Origin of the sequence: Streptomyces antnestii (assembly GCF_004005495.1) — a bacterium.
GTDB classification, from domain to species: domain Bacteria; phylum Actinomycetota; class Actinomycetes; order Streptomycetales; family Streptomycetaceae; genus Streptomyces; species Streptomyces antnestii.
In genome coordinates this window covers 1-15,906 of sequence record NZ_RZYA01000004.1, presented here as the reverse complement: position 1 = coordinate 15,906, position 15,906 = coordinate 1, and the positions used below count along the sequence as shown (strand labels likewise).

The following is a 15,906-nucleotide window of genomic DNA, read 5'->3' as shown; positions in this document are numbered from 1 at the left end:
TCACTTCTTCTTCACGCCGTCGAGCTCGGCCGACACCTTGCGTACGACCTTCCTGAGTTCGCTGTCCGGGTTCGCGCCGTCCTTGATGATGCGGCTCAGGGCGTCCTGGTACACGGTCTGGCTGGCCGGCGTCCACGTGAGCGGCTGGGCGTGGCCGTGTTCGGTGGTGAAGCGGACGGCGTCGGCGGCGGCGCCCTTCTTGAGCTTGCCGGCCTTCTTCGCGAGGGAGATGCGGGCCGGGATGTGGAAGCCGTACGCGAGGGCGAAGTCCTCCTGGTACTGGGTCTGTTCGATCCACAGCCACTTCAGGTAGTCCTTGCCGGCCTGCTGGTGCTTGCTGCGGGTGGAGACGGCGGCGCCGTACGCGCCGACCGGGACCGCCGGGGCGCCCGCGCCGTCCTTCGGGAAGGGCAGCACGCCGAAGTCGTCGCCGAGTGCCTGCTGCACGGCGGGCAGCGCCCACAGCCCGCACCACTGCATCGCGGTCAGGCCCTGGACGAACGCCGACGGGTCGGCCCAGTCGGCGGGCGCACCCAGGAGCAGCGACTTGTCGGCGTACAGCTGGTGGATCTTGCCGAGGGTGCGGGCGGCGGCCGGGTCGTCGAAACCGACCTTGCCGTCCGCGGTGACGAGTTCGAGTCCCGCCGCGTACAGCGGTGTGCCGCCGAGGACGCCCGCGCCTCCGTCGTTGCCGAGGAAGAGGCCCTTGGCCTTCTTCGTGGTGAGCTTCTTCGCCGCGTCCACGAGCTCGTCGAGGGTCTTCGGCGGTGTGACGCCCGCGTCGTCGAGCAGGCTCTTGCGGTAGTAGAGCATCTGCATGTCGATGACCTGCGGAATGCCCCAGATCCTGCCGTCGTACGTCTTCGGGGCGAGGACGGCCGGGTTGAAGTCGTCCCTGACGCCGTCGAACAGGTCGGTGAGGTCGGCGACCTGCTTGCCCCGGATCTGGTCGAGGCTGGGCCCGTTGACCTCGAAGACGTCGGGTCCGGAGTCGGTGAGAAGCGCCGCGGCGGTCTGCTCGTCGTAGTTGCCCGGCCGCCACTGGACGGTGACGCGCGCCTTGTCGTACGCGGCGGCGTACCGCTTCACGGCCTGTTCGGTGCCCTGCTCCCCGTACTGGTGGTACCACTGCGACAGCTTGACCGCCCCGCCCGAACTCCCGTCGTCACGACCGGTGTTGGACCCACAAGCGGTGAGCAGCCCCAGCGCCGCGCCCGTCCCGAGCAGTCCTCTGCGGCTGATGGTCATGGATCGTCCCCCTCTTCGGCGTACGGCTTGTTCCGACCGCCCAACGATCAACCATGCGGGCCGATTACGACAGAGGGACTACGGCCGTGTGTCGGCCGTTCCCGTCAGCGGGGCGTCAGTGAGGTGTCAGCGACGTATCAGCGAGGCGTCAACGTGCGCGGCCCCGGATCAGCGACACGTCAAGGGGGCTGACCGGGGGCGGTGGGCGGACTTACGGTGCGCTGCATGGGACGTGAGACGAGGGCGGGATCCGGGAGTCGGGCGGCGGGCGCGGCGCCGGCTCCGCAGGACGCGGTGGTGCGGGACCGGCGGTGGGCCGCCGATCTGCGGGCGGCGGTGTTCTGCTCGGTCGCGGTGTGCTGCCTGGTCCTGCTGATCGACACGGCCAACGGCACGCTCACCGCGGCGCGCGGCGCCCTGTGGGCGGGGCTCGCGGCCCTGCTGCAAGGTGTCTTGCATCCGCCGCTGGTGAGCGTGGGCCCCGGCTGGCTCGCCGTACGCGGTGTGTGGGGCACCCGGCGTGTGTGCACCGACCTGCTGACGTCGGTGCGCCACAGCGACGGCGTGACCCCGCGCCTCGTGCTGCGGGACGCGTTGGGCGGGCGCGTGGAGGTCGACCCGAAGGTGTTCGCCGACAACCCGGTCCTGTGGCACCGCCTGGAGACGGGCGCGCGCCGGGCCCGCGCGAGCGGGCTGCTCCGCTGCGGCGCGGGCGTCGTCGAGCGCCTCGCGGACCGCATGGACGGCGACGCGGCCCGCGCGGTCTTCGAGGCGTCAGACATGGACTGACAACCTGACGGCGCCTTAGGGGCCCGCGCTAGTACGTCACGCCCGTCAGCTGTTCCGACGCGGCCCACAGCCGCTCCCCCGCCGCGTCGTCGAGGGTCCAGCGGGCGCGCCAGGACTTCGCGGGGGCGCCGCGCCACATCATCAGCCTCGGCCCGGTGAACGAGTCCGGGCGCACGCCGGGCGCCGTCGCCGCGTACAGGGTGGGCAGCGCGCCGGCCTCGGCGGGCTGGGCGGCGATGCGGTTGCCGAGTTCCATGACGCGTTCGGCGGTCTTGCGGCCCTCCATGCGCGCGCCCGCCGTCTGGAGGTTCGTGGAGGCGTACCCGGGGTGCGCGGCCGCCGCGACGACGTCGGACCCGCGCACCGCGAGCTTGCGCGCCAGCTCGTGAATGAACAGAAGGTTCGCGGTCTTGGAGCGGCCGTACGCGATCCAGCGCCGGTAGCGGCGCTCGCTGTTGAGGTCGGCGATGTCGATGTCCGCGAGGGCGTGGAAGCCGCTGGAGACACTGACGACGCGGGCGCCGGGGGTGTCGAGGATCCGGGGCAGGAGCAGGCCGGTGAGCGCGAAGTGGCCGAGGTGGTTGACGCCGAACTGTGTCTCGAAGCCGTCGGCGGTGCGCCCGTACGGCAGCGCCATCACGCCCGCGTTGTTGATCAGCAGGTCGAGCCGCTCGCCGCCGCTGAACGTGCCGGCGAACTTCCGCACGGAGTCCAGGTCACCCAGGTCGAGCGCCCCGAACTCGGCCCGGGCGCCGGGCACTTCGGAGCGCAGCAGGTCGAGGGCCGCCGTGCCGCGCGCCTCGCTGCGGCAGGCGAGGACGACGCGGGCGCCCTTGCGGGCCAGCTCGCGTGCCGTGATGTAGCCGATTCCGCTGTTGGCGCCGGTGACCACAGCGGTACGGCCGCTCTGGTCGGGGATGTCGCTCGCGTTCCAGCCGGTCATGGCTGCGCTCCCGGGGAGAGAGGGGGTACGGGGGTGCACGACTGTACTTACCGATCAGTAGTCACGACACCCCCGGCACCCCGTTCGCTCAGCCCCGCACCTCGAACCGGTACAGCGAGTACCCGTACGTCGTCTGCCGCTTGATGCCGAGCATCCGCACGCGCCGCGCCTGCACGGCGTCGAGCTCGACCGTGTCGACGCCGGCCGTGGTGCGGCCGCGGCGCGCGGCGACGGTGCGCCAGGACGAGCCGGTGTCGTCGGCGGAGACCTGGAGGTCGTAGTCCTTTCCGGCGGCCGTCTCCCAGTCGAGGACGATCCGCCGCACGGTACGGGTCTGTTCCAGGTCGACGGCGATCCACTCGGCGTCGGTGTACTTCGACGCCCAGCGGGTGCCGGGGTCGCCGTCGGTGGCGTTGGGGGCGGTGAGGGTGGCCGTCTCGGCGGAGGACGCGGTGGTGGGGCGGCCGAGCGCCAGGTCGGGTATGTCGTACACCTGGAGGCTCCACACGGAGTAGCGCGTCCGCGCGCTCTCCTGGCCACGCAGGCGGACGTGGCGCGCGGTGGTCGCGGGGAAGCCGAGTTCGTCCCAGCCGGCCCGGTCGCGGCCGGTGCGCTCGGCGACGGTGCGCCAGGTGTCGCCGTCGTCGGAGACCTCGACGGCGTACGCGGTGCCGTGATCCTGGCCCCATTCGACGCGCACGCGCTGCACGGGCCGCGCCTGCCCGAGGTCGACGGCCAGCCAGGGGGACCGCTCGGTGTCACTCGTCCACCGCGTGACCGGGCTGCCGTCGGTGGCGTACGCGGGCCGGGACCCGCGGGCCGTGGAGGAGGCGGTGGCGGCGGCGTCCAGGGAGATCTGGTCGGGCTCGGCGAGCGTCGGGGTGATGGTGGTGAGCCCGGGTCCGGCGATCCCGCGCCGCAGCTCGGCGGTGAAGTCGCGGTAGCTCAGGCCCGCCCCTGACCCGCTCCACATCTTCTGCGCGAGCGTCCCGAAGGTCTTCTCGACGAGCCCGTGCACGTCCTGCTGGGTGTACGTGGCGTGCACGAGGTCGTTCCACACGGCGGACATGGCGCCGCGCAGCTTCGGGTCGTGCGGCGCGAGGCTCTGGTTGCCGGGGAAGACGTGCGGGGCCCAGCTCTCGTACAGGTACGGGCCGTCGAGGCCGCGCGGGTGGTAGTACGTCGCGAACGGGACGATGTACAGGAGCCCGTCGTTCGTGTTGACGATCTCGTAGCCGTCGGCGGTGGCGGCCTTGGGGCCGTACCAGCCGTTGTTCCAGCTGTGGATGGTGACGTCGCGGTCGTAGCCGGAGGTGCCCGAAGGCGCCATCTCGGTGAGGCTGCCCCAGGCGCGGGGGTGCTTGCCGAGGGAGCGGATGTGGGCGGCCATGGCGTTGAAGTAGCCGCGGTACTGCGCCTCGGGACCGGTGTACTCGTCGGCCCCGTAGTGGATCTCGGGGCTGCGGAACCAGGGCGCGAACTCGTCGAAGATCTTTTTCATGAAGTCGGTCGTCTCGGGCTTGGCGAGATCGAGGTGGTCGGAGTTGCCGCCCTTGAGGCCCAGTTCGGGGCGGAAGCGGACGAAGGAGCGGGCGTGCGCGGGCGCGTCGATCTCGGGGGTGAGCTGGACGGCGTGGGCGGCCGCGGTGTCCTCGAAGGAGTCCCAGTCGGCGCGCGAGTACGAGCCGTCGGCCGCGGCGAGCCCGGCCCATTCGGGCTTGTCGCTGCGCAGCCGGAACGCGTCGTAGGCCTTGGACCAGTCGCCGCCGGCCGGGCTGATCTCGTTGTCGTTGAGGTGCAGTTGCAGGTCGTTGAGCTTGAACCAGCCCATGAGGCGCAGCCGGTCGCGGATGAAGCCGGGGGTGAAGAAGCGGCGGCCCACGTCCAGCATGAAGCCGCGGAGCCGGTAGTCGGGCCAGTCGTACGCGGTGCCCGTGGGCAGTTCGCGGCGGCCGTCGGAGCGCAGGAGGATCTGCAGGACGGAGCGGGTGCCGTAGTAGAGGCCCGTACGGGTGGGCGCGGTGATCGTGACGGCGGACGCGGTGACGGTGAGGGTGTAGCCCTCCTCGGCGTACCGGTCGCCGCCGGGTGCGTGGCGGTCGGCCGGGTCGAGGACGAGCCGCAGACCGCCCCGCACCCCGGCGCCCGCGCGGGGAGCACCGGGGGTGATGCCGGTGACCTCTTCGATGTCGTCGGCGAACTGCCGGGCGAGCGGCAGGAGTTCGTCAGGTCTCGCGGTCTTCACGACGATCGGGGCGCCGGGTTCGAGCCGGAAGCGGCCGGTGGCTCCGGTCCAGTTCTGGAGGGCGGGGATGACTACGGGGCGTTCGTTGGCCTCGTTCGTGCCCGCGGCCCGGGCGGCGCCCGCCCCGAGCCCGAGCGGCAGGGCGGTGGCTGCCGAGGTCACCGCGAGGGCGGCGATGAACGAGCGGCGTGACAGACGTGATGGAGTCGTTCCGTTACGCGTAGGCATGAAGTGGACTACACCACTTGCCTGCCGAGCCTCACAAGGGAACGGACATCACGGAACCACCAAGAGCGGACGCGCCCGCGGGTGTACGCACAAGAGGGCGGTACCCCCCGCACAGGGGTACCGCCCTCTCTTGCGGTGCACCGGAGCCGCTGCCTTTCGTGAGGGTCGGGCACCCAGACAACGGCTCCGGAGTTTTTCGGACCAGCGGCTGTTACCGGTGGTCGCTGCCCGTCGCCGTGGACGCGGCGCGGCCGGCCTCGAGGCGGGCGACCGGGATGCGGAACGGCGAGCAGGAGACGTAGTCGAGACCGACCTCGTGGAAGAAGTGGACCGACTCCGGGTCGCCGCCGTGCTCACCGCAGACGCCGAGCTTGAGGTCGGGACGCGTCTTGCGGCCGGCCTCCACGGCGTTGCGGACGAGGCTGCCGACGCCGTCCTTGTCGATGGTCTCGAACGGCGACACCCCGAAGATGCCCTTCTCCAGGTACGCCGTGAAGAACGAGGCCTCCACGTCGTCACGGGAGAAGCCCCAGACGGTCTGCGTCAGGTCGTTCGTGCCGAAGGAGAAGAACTCCGCGGCCTCGGCGATCTGCCCGGCCGTCAGCGCGGCGCGCGGCAGCTCGATCATCGTGCCGAGCGCCAGCTTCAGCTCGACGCCGGTCCGCTGCTCGACCTCGGCGATGACCTTCTCGGCCTCGTCGCGGACGATCTCCAGCTCCTGGACGGTGCCCACGAGCGGGATCATGATCTCGGCGCGCGGGTCGCCCTTGGCGTTCTTGCGCTCGGCCGCGGCCTCGGCGATGGCCCGTACCTGCATGGCGAACAGACCCGGGATCACGAGGCCGAGGCGGACACCGCGCAGACCCAGCATCGGGTTCTGCTCGTGCAGACGGTGCACGGCCTGGAGGAGGCGCAGGTCGTTCTCGTTGGCGTCCTGGCGGGACTCGGCGAGCGCGACACGCACCGACAGCTCGGTGATGTCGGGCAGGAACTCGTGCAGCGGCGGGTCGAGCAGGCGCACCGTCACCGGGAGCCCGTCCATCGCTTCGAACAGCTCGACGAAGTCCTTCTTCTGGAGCGGCAGCAGCTCCTTGAGGGCGTTCTCGCGCTCCTCGTCGGTGTCGGCGAGGATCAGGTGCTCGACCATCTCGCGGCGCTCACCGAGGAACATGTGCTCGGTGCGGCACAGGCCGATGCCCTGGGCGCCGAAGCGGCGGGCACGCAGCGCGTCCTCGGCGTTGTCCGCGTTGGCGCGCACCCGCAGGCGGCGGACCCGGTCCGCGTACGCCATGATCCGGTGCACGGCGCCGACGAGCTCATCGGCGTCGTCGGCGCCGGCGTGCATGCGTCCCTCGAAGTACTCGACGACCGGGGACGGGACGACCGGCACCTCACCGAGGTAGACCTTGCCGGTGGAGCCGTCGATGGAGACGACGTCGCCCTCTTCGATCACGGTCCCGCCGACCGTCATCCGGCGGCGCTTGGTGTCGACCTCGAGGTCCTCGGCGCCACAGACACAGGTCTTGCCCATGCCGCGGGCGACGACGGCGGCGTGCGACGTCTTGCCGCCACGCGAGGTGAGGATGCCCTCGGCGGCGATCATGCCGTCGAGGTCGTCGGGGTTGGTCTCGCGGCGGATCAGGATGACCTTCTCGCCCGAACGCGACCACTTGACGGCGGTGTAGGAGTCGAAGACGGCCTTGCCGACGGCGGCACCCGGCGAGGCGGCGATGCCGCGGCCGAGCAGTTCCACCTTGGCCGAGTCGTCGAAGCGCGGGAACATCAGCTGCGCGAGCTGGGCGCCCGTGACGCGCTGGAGCGCCTCGGCCTCGTCGATGAGGCCCTGGTCGACGAGCTGCGTCGCGATCCGGAAGGCGGCACCGGCGGTGCGCTTGCCGACGCGGGTCTGCAGCATCCACAGCTGACCGCGCTCGATCGTGAACTCGATGTCGCAGAGATCCTTGTAGTGGGTCTCGAGCGTCGTCATGATCTGCATGAGCTGGTCGTACGACTTCTTGTCGATCGACTCGAGCTCGGCGAGCGGCACGGTGTTGCGGATACCCGCGACGACGTCCTCGCCCTGCGCGTCCTGCAGGTAGTCGCCGTACACGCCCGCGTGGCCCGAGGCGGGGTCGCGGGTGAAGGCGACGCCGGTGCCGGAGTCGGGGCCGAGGTTGCCGAAGACCATGGAGCAGATGTTGACCGCGGTGCCCAGGTCGCCGGGGATGCGCTCCTGGCGGCGGTAGAGCTTCGCGCGGTCGGTGTTCCAGGAGTCGAAGACCGCGTGGATGGCGAGGTCGAGCTGCTCGCGCGCGTCCTGCGGGAAGTCCCGGCCGGCCTCGGCCTTGACGATCTTCTTGAACTTGGTGACGAGCTTCTTGAGGTCGGCCGCGTCCAGGTCGGTGTCGACCGTGACCTTCTTGGCGCGCTTGGCCTTCTCCAGCTCGTCCTCGAAGAGCTCACCGTCGACGTCGAGCACCGTCTTGCCGAACATCTGGATGAGGCGCCGGTACGAGTCCCAGGCGAACCGCTCGTTGTTGGCCTGCTTGGCCAGACCCTGCACGGACTTGTCGGAGAGTCCGATGTTGAGGACGGTGTCCATCATGCCGGGCATGGAGAACTTCGCGCCCGAACGGACCGACACCAGCAGCGGGTCGTCGGCCTGGCCGACCTTCTTGCCCATGCGCTGCTCGAGCGCGTCGAGGTGTGCACTCACCTCGTCACGCAGTGCCACCGGCTCCGTGCCGCTCTCGAGGTAGACCTTGCAGGCCTCGGTGGTGATGGTGAAGCCCGGAGGGACGGGGAGCCCGAGGTTGGTCATCTCGGCGAGGTTCGCGCCCTTTCCGCCGAGGAGGTCCTTGAGGTCCTTGTTGCCCTCGGTGAAGTCGTAAACGAACTTCGCTACCTGAGGATCCTTGTTTTCCGACACGGGTCTCGACTCCTCGATGACTCGGTGGGGTGCCCTGACGGCCAGGAACATACCCAGATCGAAGGCATCTGGGTACGTCCACTTGCGCGTCATGTGGCCGTAACCACCCGTCCGCCGCTAGATCGAAAGTAACTAATGGATCGCGATGACCAACCGCTTGCGTTCACTTCTTGAAGACTCAACCCCCGTAGAGGCCGGATATCGCTCAGGTGAGCGGGCTCTCCTCTCACCTGAGTTCAACTCATAAATGATCGAGTGGTGGCACTGAGTGCCATGCCTTTGAGATGTACAGCCGCCCTGAAACTGCTCATCTGAGCGGTAGGGCTATCAGGGGTGGCGAGGATCACGCTGTTTTCGGACGCCAGGATGTCAGCATTCGGACAGAACGGGGGTGGTGGGCGGGGTCGAGCGGAGACGCGTGGACGGGCGGCGCGCACAGATGAGCGGGGGGAGGGAGGTGGGCGGCGGGGAGCGGGTCATGACCCGACAGATACTGACCGAGGTCAGCGCGGTCGTCGCGGCCGAGCGGGACCCTATGCTCGACGCCACGTGGCTGACCGACCGGGGGAGTTCCTGTGGACCGCACGACCCGGAAAACGGGTACGACCAGGGGAACGAGTACGACCCGGGGAACGGGTACGACCCGGGAAGCCGGTGCCGGCCGCCCCATCCTGCGGGAGCGGGCCGCGGCGGTCCTGGAGGCGAACTGGACGGGCACGTCCACCGTCCCCTCCCGCACCCTCTATCCGCACCAGTGGTCATGGGACTCCGCGTTCATCGCCGTCGGACTGCGCCATGTGTCGCCGCTGCGCGCCCAGTTGGAACTGGAGACGCTACTCGCCGCCCAGTGGGGTGACGGCCGGGTGCCGCACATCGTGTTCAACTCTTCGGTCCCCTGCGACGCGTACTTTCCCGGCCCCGACTTCTGGCGCTCCACGACGGCGGGGCGGGCTGCCGGGGCGCCGCGCACGGTGCAGACCTCCGGCATCGTGCAGCCGCCCGTACACGCCCTGGCCGCCTGGCTGGTGCACGGCGCCGACCCGGCCCTCTCGCGGTCCCGTTCGTTCCTGTCACGGGTCTATCCGCGGCTGGCGGCCTGGCACCGCTACCTGCTGCACCGCCGGGACCTGGGCGGCGGCGGACTCGCCGCCGTCGTCCATCCCTGGGAGCAAGGCATGGACAACAGCCCCTGCTGGGACGCGCCGCTGAGCCGGATCGCCCCGGCCCCTGCGAGCGCCTTCCGCCGCGCGGACCTGGACCACGGAGCCCCCGACGACCGCCCCACCCACCTCGACTACGGCCGCTACGTACGCCTGGCGACGGACTACCGGGACGCGCTGTACGAGGACCAGGCCGACGTTCCGAACGGGTTCGCCGTCGAGGACCCGTCCTTCAACGCCCTCCTGATCACCTCCGAACACGCCCTGGCCCGCATCGCCGTCGAGCTGGGCGCCCCCACCACAGCCCGCCACGCCCGCGCCGAACGCCTCACGGCAGCGCTCGTGGAACGCCTGTGGGACCCGGCGACGGGCATGTTCTTCTGCCGGGACCTACGGGCGCCCACCCCCGAAGAAACCGGCGCCCTCATCCCCGAGTACGGCGTCACGGGCCTGATCCCGCTGATCCTGCCGACACTCCCCCGCCACGTGACCACCGCTCTTCTGAGCACGGCTCGCAGCCCCCGCTTCGGCCTGGGCACGCCGACGGTCCGCCTCGTCCCGAGTCACGACCTGACGGGACCGTCCTTCGACCCGCACCGCTACTGGCGGGGACCGGCCTGGTTCAACACGAACTGGCTGGTCGAGCGCGGGCTACGGCTGCACGGCGAGCGTGCGGAGGCCGACCGCCTGCGGACGGCGATGCTGGACACGGCCCTCGACACGGACTTCGCCGAGTACGTGGACCCGTATACGTTGCACGGCCGTGGCGCCCGCGACTTCTCCTGGAGCGCCGCCCTCAGCCTCGACCTGCTGCACGCACGGACCTGAGGAGCGTCAGCCCCCGGACGTGTCCAGTTCCGCGTCCTCGCTGACGCCGGCGCAGTCGTAGGGATCCTTCAGCCAGCCGTCCGGGAGGACGACGCGGTTGTTGCCGGACGTGCGGCCGCGCGGGCCGTCCGCGCCGACGGGCCACGCCTGGTCGAGGTCCAGCTCGTCGAGCCCCGCGCGCAGCTCGGCGAGGGAGGACGTAATGGCGAGGCGCTTGCGCATCTCGGAGCCGACGGAGAAGCCCTTCAGGTACCAGGCCACGTGCTTACGGAAGTCGATGACACCGCGTGCCTCGTCGCCGATCCACTCGCCGAGCAGCGCGGCGTGCCGCACCATCGCGTCGGCGACCTGGCGCATGCCGGGCGCGGCGGGCTTGCCCGTTCCCTCGAACGCGGCGACGAGGTCCCCGAACAGCCACGGCCGCCCCAGGCAGCCACGCCCCACGACGACTCCGTCGCAGCCGGTCTCGCGCATCATGCGGACCGCGTCGTCGGCGCACCAGATGTCGCCGTTGCCGAGGACGGGGATCTCGGGGACGTGCTCCTTGAGGCGCGCGATGGCGTCCCAGTCGGCCGTGCCGCCGTAGTGCTGGGCCGCGGTGCGCCCGTGCAGGGCGATCGCGGTGACGCCTTCCTCGACGGCGATCCGGCCCGCGTCGAGGAACGTGATGTGGTCGTCGTCGATGCCCTTGCGCATCTTCATCGTGACCGGCAGGTCCCCGGCCCCGCTGACGGCCTCCTTGAGGATGGCCCGCAGCAGGTTCCGCTTGTACGGGAGCGCGGAGCCGCCGCCCTTGCGCGTCACCTTGGGGACCGGGCAGCCGAAGTTCAGGTCGATGTGGTCCGCGAGGTCCTCTTCGGCGATCATGCGGACGGCCTTGCCGACGGTCGCGGGATCGACGCCGTACAGCTGGATCGACCGGGGCTTCTCGCTCTCGTCGAAGCGGATGAGCTGCATGGTCTTCTCATTGCGCTCGACCAGCGCCCGCGTCGTGATCATCTCGCTCACGAAGAGGCCCTTGCCGCCGGAGTACTCCCGGCACAGGGTGCGGAACGGCGCGTTCGTGATACCGGCCATGGGTGCGAGGACCACGGGCGGCTGCACGAGGTGCGGACCGATGGTGAGCTGCTGGGACATCGGGCGGGCTCTCCGAAAACGTACGGCGGTGGACAGGGACGGCTCTCCATTGTCCCCCACCGGCCGGAGGCCTCTGTCCCCACCGGCCGGAGGCCTCTGTCCCCACCGGGCGGGAGCCTCTGTCTCCCACCGCCCGGACGCCCCGGTCTCCCACCGCCCGGACGCCCCCGTCCCCCACCGGGCGGACACCTCCGTCCCCTCTGTCCCCTCCGGGCGGGCGCCCCCTCCCCGGCTCGGGCTACCGTCAGATGCATGGCCCCTCCACTGACCCACCGCCGGCGGTTGCTCGTCCTCGCGATCTGCTGCATGAGCCTGCTGCTCGTCAGCCTCGACAACACGGTCCTGAACGTCGCGCTGCCGAGCATGCAGAAGGACTTCGGCGCGAGCGTCTCCGGCATGCAGTGGACGATCGACGCGTACACCCTGGTCCTGGCCTCGCTGCTGATGCTCGCGGGCTCGACGGCCGACCGGGTCGGGCGCCGCCGGATCTTCAAGGCGGGGCTCGTGATCTTCACGGTGGGCTCGGTGCTCTGTTCCGTGGCGCCGAACCTGGAGTCCCTGATCGCGTTCCGCATGATCCAGGCGGTCGGCGGCTCGATGCTCAACCCCGTCGCCATGTCGATCATCACCAACACGTTCACCGAGCCCCGCGAGCGCGCCCGGGCGATCGGTGTCTGGGGCGGCGTCGTCGGCATCTCCATGGCCGCGGGCCCCATCGTGGGCGGCGTCCTCGTCGACTCGGTCGGCTGGCGCTCCATCTTCTGGATCAACCTGCCGGTGGGCCTCGCCGCCCTCCTCCTGACCATGCGCTACGTCCCCGAGTCCCGCGCACCCAAGCCGCGCCGCCCCGACCCGGTCGGCCAGCTCCTCGTCATCGCGCTCCTCGGCTCGCTCACGTACGCGATCATCGAGGCGCCCGGCGCGGGCCTGACATCCCCCACGATCGTCGCCTTCGCGGCTCTCGCCCTCGCGGCCCTTGTCGGCCTGCTCGCGTACGAGCCACGCCGCGCCGAACCCCTCATCGACCTGCGCTTCTTCCGCTCGGCCCCGTTCAGCGGCGCCACGGTGATAGCGGTCAGCGCCTTCGCCTCGCTCGGCGGCTTCCTGTTCCTGTCGACGCTCTACCTGCAGAACGTACGGGGCCTCAGCGCCCTGGACGCGGGCCTGTGGATGCTGCCGATGGCGGCCATGACGCTGGTGTGCGCCCCGCTCTCCGGGCGCCTCGTCGGCAGCCGCGGCCCCAGGATCCCGCTGCTCGTCGCGGGCGTCGCGATGACGGCAAGCGGCGTCCTGTTCGCCGCGTTCGAGGCGGAGACGTCGAACGTGACGCGGTTCATCGGCTACGTACTGTTCGGCCTCGGCTTCGGCTTCGTCAACGCCCCCATCACCAACACCGCCGTCTCCGGCATGCCCCGCGCCCAGGCCGGCGTCGCCGCCGCGGTCGCCTCCACCAGCCGCCAGATCGGCCAGACCCTCGGCGTCGCCGTCATCGGCGCGGTCCTCGCGTCGGGCATCAGCACGTCCTCGTACGCGACGACGTTCGTCGACGCGAGCCGCCCCGCGTGGTGGATCACGGTGGGCTGCGGCGTCGCCGTCCTGCTCGTCGGCCTCCTCACCAGCGGAAGCTGGGCGCGCGCCACCGCCCAGCGCACCGCGCGCTGCCTGGAGCAGCCGGAGATTCAGGAGGCCACGGCCGGCGCCAGCTCCTGAAGCCGGTCGAGCCGCTTCCGTGTCTCCTCGTCGGCGGGCGTGTACGTCACCAGGCGGGCGCCCTGGTCCGGCCCCAGCCACAGGTCGGTGTGGACCAGGGACAGCGGCCCGACGTGCGCGTTACGGAAGTACTTCGTCTTGCTGCGCGAGCCCACCACCTCGTGCAGCCGCCACGCCTCCCGGAACTGCGGCGACCCGTCCTCAAGCCGCTTGAGCAGCAACTCCCAGGCGGGCTCGCCGAGATGACCGGCCATCGCCCCGCGGAACTTCGCCGCCATGAGCCGGATCGTCTCCTCCAGGAAGATGATCGACTTCTGCCACTGCTCGTTCGTGCAGACCAGCAGCATGCAGTTGCGGTCCTCCGGCGGCACCGTGTCCAGGTCGCACAGCAGCCGCCCGTACGTGCGGTTGTAGGCGAGGATGTCGTACCGGCTGTTCTGGACGCACGCGGGCAGCGGCTCCAGCTTCTCCAGCATCAGCCGCAGCGCCGGGGTGACGGTCTGGCAGCTCGCGGCGGGGGACGGGTCGACGGCCCCGGCGAGCTGGAAGAGATGCGCCCGCTCACTCGCGTCGAGGAGCAGCGTGCGGGCCAGGGCGTCCAGGACCTGCACCGACACCTGGATGTCCCGCGCCTGTTCGAGCCACGTGTACCAGGTGACACCGACGGCGGACAGCTGCGCGATCTCCTCGCGCCGAAGCCCGGGGGTACGGCGGCGCCGGCCGCGCGGCAGCCCGACCTGCTCGGGGGTGATGCGGGCGCGGCGGCTGCGCAGGAAGTCGGCGAGCTCGTGCCGCCGGATCTCGGACTCCCGCCTGGGCCCCGACTCCGCACCGCCGTCCGTCTCGGCCCGCACCACAGCCCCGGTCCCGGTCCCATTACCAGTCCCGGCCCCGGGACCAGTTCCTGTGGCCGTCCGCGCTGTCCCTGTCCCTGTCGTCGTCGTCCGCGTTCCTGTCGTCGCCCGCGCCATCGTGGTCATGCCTCCAGCGTGCCGCGCCCCGGATCCTGTTTCCAGGTAGTCCTTCTACCAGGATAAGAACACTCTGGTACCAGTCTGAGCGCCCGACGACGCTGGTACCCATGACCGGAACCGGGACCCGTTCCCCCTCTGTCTCCACCCCAGCCCGCACCGCCACCGCCCCACCGGCGCTCGGCTCGCTGGGGCTCTTCACCGTGCTCATCGGCGCGGCGCTCCCCCTGATCGACTTCTTCATCGTCAACGTCGCCCTGCCCACCATCGGCCACGACCTGGCCGCGGGCGAGGCACTCCTCGAACTCGTCGTCGCCGGTTACGGCCTCGCCTACGCCGTCCTGCTGGTCCTCGGCGGCAGGCTCGGCGACCTCTTCGGCCGGCGCAGACTCTTCCTCGGCGGCCTGGTCGCCTTCGGCCTGACCTCGCTGGCCTGCGGACTCGCCCCCGACGCCTGGTCCCTCGTGGCCGCCCGCGTCGCCCAGGGCGCCGCGTCGGCCGCGATGCTCCCGCAGGTCCTCGCCACCATCCAGTCCACGACGACGGGCCCGCGCCGCGCGAAAGCCATGGGCCTGTACGGCGCGACGGCCGGCCTGTCCATGGTCGCCGGCCAGATCCTCGGCGGCGTCCTCGTCGCCGCGGACGTCTTCGGCACCGGCTGGCGGTCCGTGTTCCTGGTGAACGTGCCGGTGGTCATCGTCGGCCTCGTCCTCGCGTCCCGCGCCGTCCCCGAGACCCGCTCCCCGCACCCCGAGCCGGTCGACGGCCCCGGCACCGCTCTCCTCGCCGCGTCCCTGCTCACGCTCCTCGCACCCCTGACCGAGGGCAGGGCAGCGGGCTGGCCCCTGTGGACCTGGCTGTCGCTCGCGCTCTTCCCCTTCCTCACCTACGCCTTCTACCAGGTGGAACGCCGTGCGGACCGGCACGGCCGCACCCCGCTGGTTCCGCCCAGCCTCTTCGAACTCACCTCCCTGCGCCGCGGCTTGGTCATGATCGTGCCGTTCTCCATCGGGTTCAGCGGCTTCATGTTCGTCATCGCGGTGGCGCTCCAGCAGGGCGAACGCCTCGGCCCGGTACCGGCGGGCCTGGCCCTCGCGCCGATGGCCGTCGTCTTCTTCGCCGTGTCCCTCGCGGGGCCTCGCCTGATCGCTCGCTTCGGTACGCGGATCGTCACGGCGGGCGGCGTCATCCAGGGTGTGGGCGTCGCCCTGATCGCCCTCACGGCCTGGCGGACCTGGCCGGATCTCGGCGTCGTCGAACTGATGCCGGGTGCGGCGCTCGCGGGCGCCGGCCAGGCGCTCCAACTGCCCATACTCTTCCGGATCATCCTGTCCGAGGTGCCGGCCGCGCGGGCCGGCGTGGGCAGCGGCGTCATGATCACCACCCAGCAGTCGGCCCTCGCTCTGGGCGTCGCCACACTGGGCTCCCTTTTCCTCACCCTCGTCCCGGGCATGGGAATGCGGGACGCCTTGGTGACGACGCTTCTCGTCCAATTGGCTGCCGTTGCCCTGACCACGGCATTGAGCACGCGACTGCCGCGCGTGGTGGGCTGACCCGTGGAAACGCAAAAAAGCCTCAACCCCCGAGTTTCCACTCGGGGGTTGAGGCTTTCTATCAAAATTAGTTCGGCGGCGTCCTACTCTCCCACAGGGTCCCCCCTGCAGTACCATCGGCGCTGTGAGGCTTAGCTTCCGGGTTCGGAATGTAACCGGGCGTTT

Annotated in this window: 10 protein-coding genes and 1 rRNA gene; 4 read left to right on the top strand and 7 right to left on the bottom strand. The window is 70.9% G+C overall.

Features of this window, described 5'->3' with window-relative positions; translation table 11 throughout:
• Positions 1-1,248, bottom strand: coding sequence for an ABC transporter substrate-binding protein (locus EOT10_RS10495; protein ID WP_189491418.1), 1,248 nt, complete (start codon positions 1,246-1,248; stop codon positions 1-3).
• Positions 1,249-1,473: 225 nt separating this feature from the next.
• Here EOT10_RS10495 and EOT10_RS10490 point away from each other — a divergent pair, with 225 nt between their 5' ends.
• The gene (locus tag EOT10_RS10490) at positions 1,474-2,037 is read left to right on the top strand and encodes a hypothetical protein (RefSeq protein ID WP_223280917.1); all 564 of its coding nucleotides are present in this window, start codon (positions 1,474-1,476) and stop codon (positions 2,035-2,037) included.
• Positions 2,038-2,065: 28 nt separating this feature from the next.
• On the opposite strand, the gene EOT10_RS10485 is transcribed toward EOT10_RS10490, so the two are convergent.
• From EOT10_RS10485 to ppdK, 3 genes are all read right to left on the bottom strand, one after another.
• Positions 2,066-2,980 (bottom strand): oxidoreductase, encoded by a 915-nt coding sequence (locus EOT10_RS10485; RefSeq protein WP_127827850.1) that lies wholly within the window; start codon positions 2,978-2,980, stop codon positions 2,066-2,068.
• Positions 2,981-3,068: 88 nt separating this feature from the next.
• Positions 3,069-5,453: a glycoside hydrolase family 20 protein gene (locus tag EOT10_RS10480; protein ID WP_127827849.1), complete on the bottom strand. Its 2,385-nt coding sequence runs from the start codon at positions 5,451-5,453 to the stop codon at positions 3,069-3,071.
• A 211-nt stretch (positions 5,454-5,664) separates the two neighbouring features.
• Positions 5,665-8,382: a pyruvate, phosphate dikinase gene (gene ppdK / locus EOT10_RS10475; RefSeq protein WP_127827848.1), complete on the bottom strand. Its 2,718-nt coding sequence runs from the start codon at positions 8,380-8,382 to the stop codon at positions 5,665-5,667.
• Between the two features lie 575 nt (positions 8,383-8,957).
• Between ppdK and EOT10_RS10470 the strand changes: the two genes are divergently transcribed.
• Positions 8,958-10,370 (top strand): MGH1-like glycoside hydrolase domain-containing protein, encoded by a 1,413-nt coding sequence (locus EOT10_RS10470; protein WP_223280916.1) that lies wholly within the window; start codon positions 8,958-8,960, stop codon positions 10,368-10,370.
• 6 nt (positions 10,371-10,376) lie between these two features.
• Here the strand turns inward: EOT10_RS10470 and dusB are convergent, their stop codons facing one another.
• Positions 10,377-11,507, bottom strand: a complete 1,131-nt coding sequence (dusB, locus tag EOT10_RS10465) for a tRNA dihydrouridine synthase DusB (RefSeq protein ID WP_127827847.1) — start codon at positions 11,505-11,507, stop codon at positions 10,377-10,379.
• Between the two features lie 252 nt (positions 11,508-11,759).
• Here dusB and EOT10_RS10460 point away from each other — a divergent pair, with 252 nt between their 5' ends.
• Positions 11,760-13,217 carry an MFS transporter gene (locus tag EOT10_RS10460; protein ID WP_127827846.1) on the top strand — a complete coding sequence of 486 codons (1,458 nt, stop codon included), beginning with the start codon at positions 11,760-11,762 and terminating at the stop codon, positions 13,215-13,217.
• Here the strand turns inward: EOT10_RS10460 and EOT10_RS10455 are convergent.
• Positions 13,187-14,074 carry a helix-turn-helix transcriptional regulator gene (locus EOT10_RS10455; protein WP_223280915.1) on the bottom strand — a complete coding sequence of 296 codons (888 nt, stop codon included), beginning with the start codon at positions 14,072-14,074 and terminating at the stop codon, positions 13,187-13,189. The genes EOT10_RS10460 and EOT10_RS10455 overlap by 31 nt on opposite strands.
• Before the next feature lie 224 nt (positions 14,075-14,298).
• On the opposite strand from EOT10_RS10455, the gene EOT10_RS10450 reads away from it, so the two are divergent.
• Positions 14,299-15,741 carry an MFS transporter gene (locus tag EOT10_RS10450; protein WP_127827845.1) on the top strand — a complete coding sequence of 481 codons (1,443 nt, stop codon included), beginning with the start codon at positions 14,299-14,301 and terminating at the stop codon, positions 15,739-15,741.
• Between the two features lie 70 nt (positions 15,742-15,811).
• Here the strand turns inward: EOT10_RS10450 and rrf are convergent.
• Positions 15,812-15,906 (bottom strand): 5S ribosomal RNA (gene rrf, locus EOT10_RS10445); the annotation flags it as partial.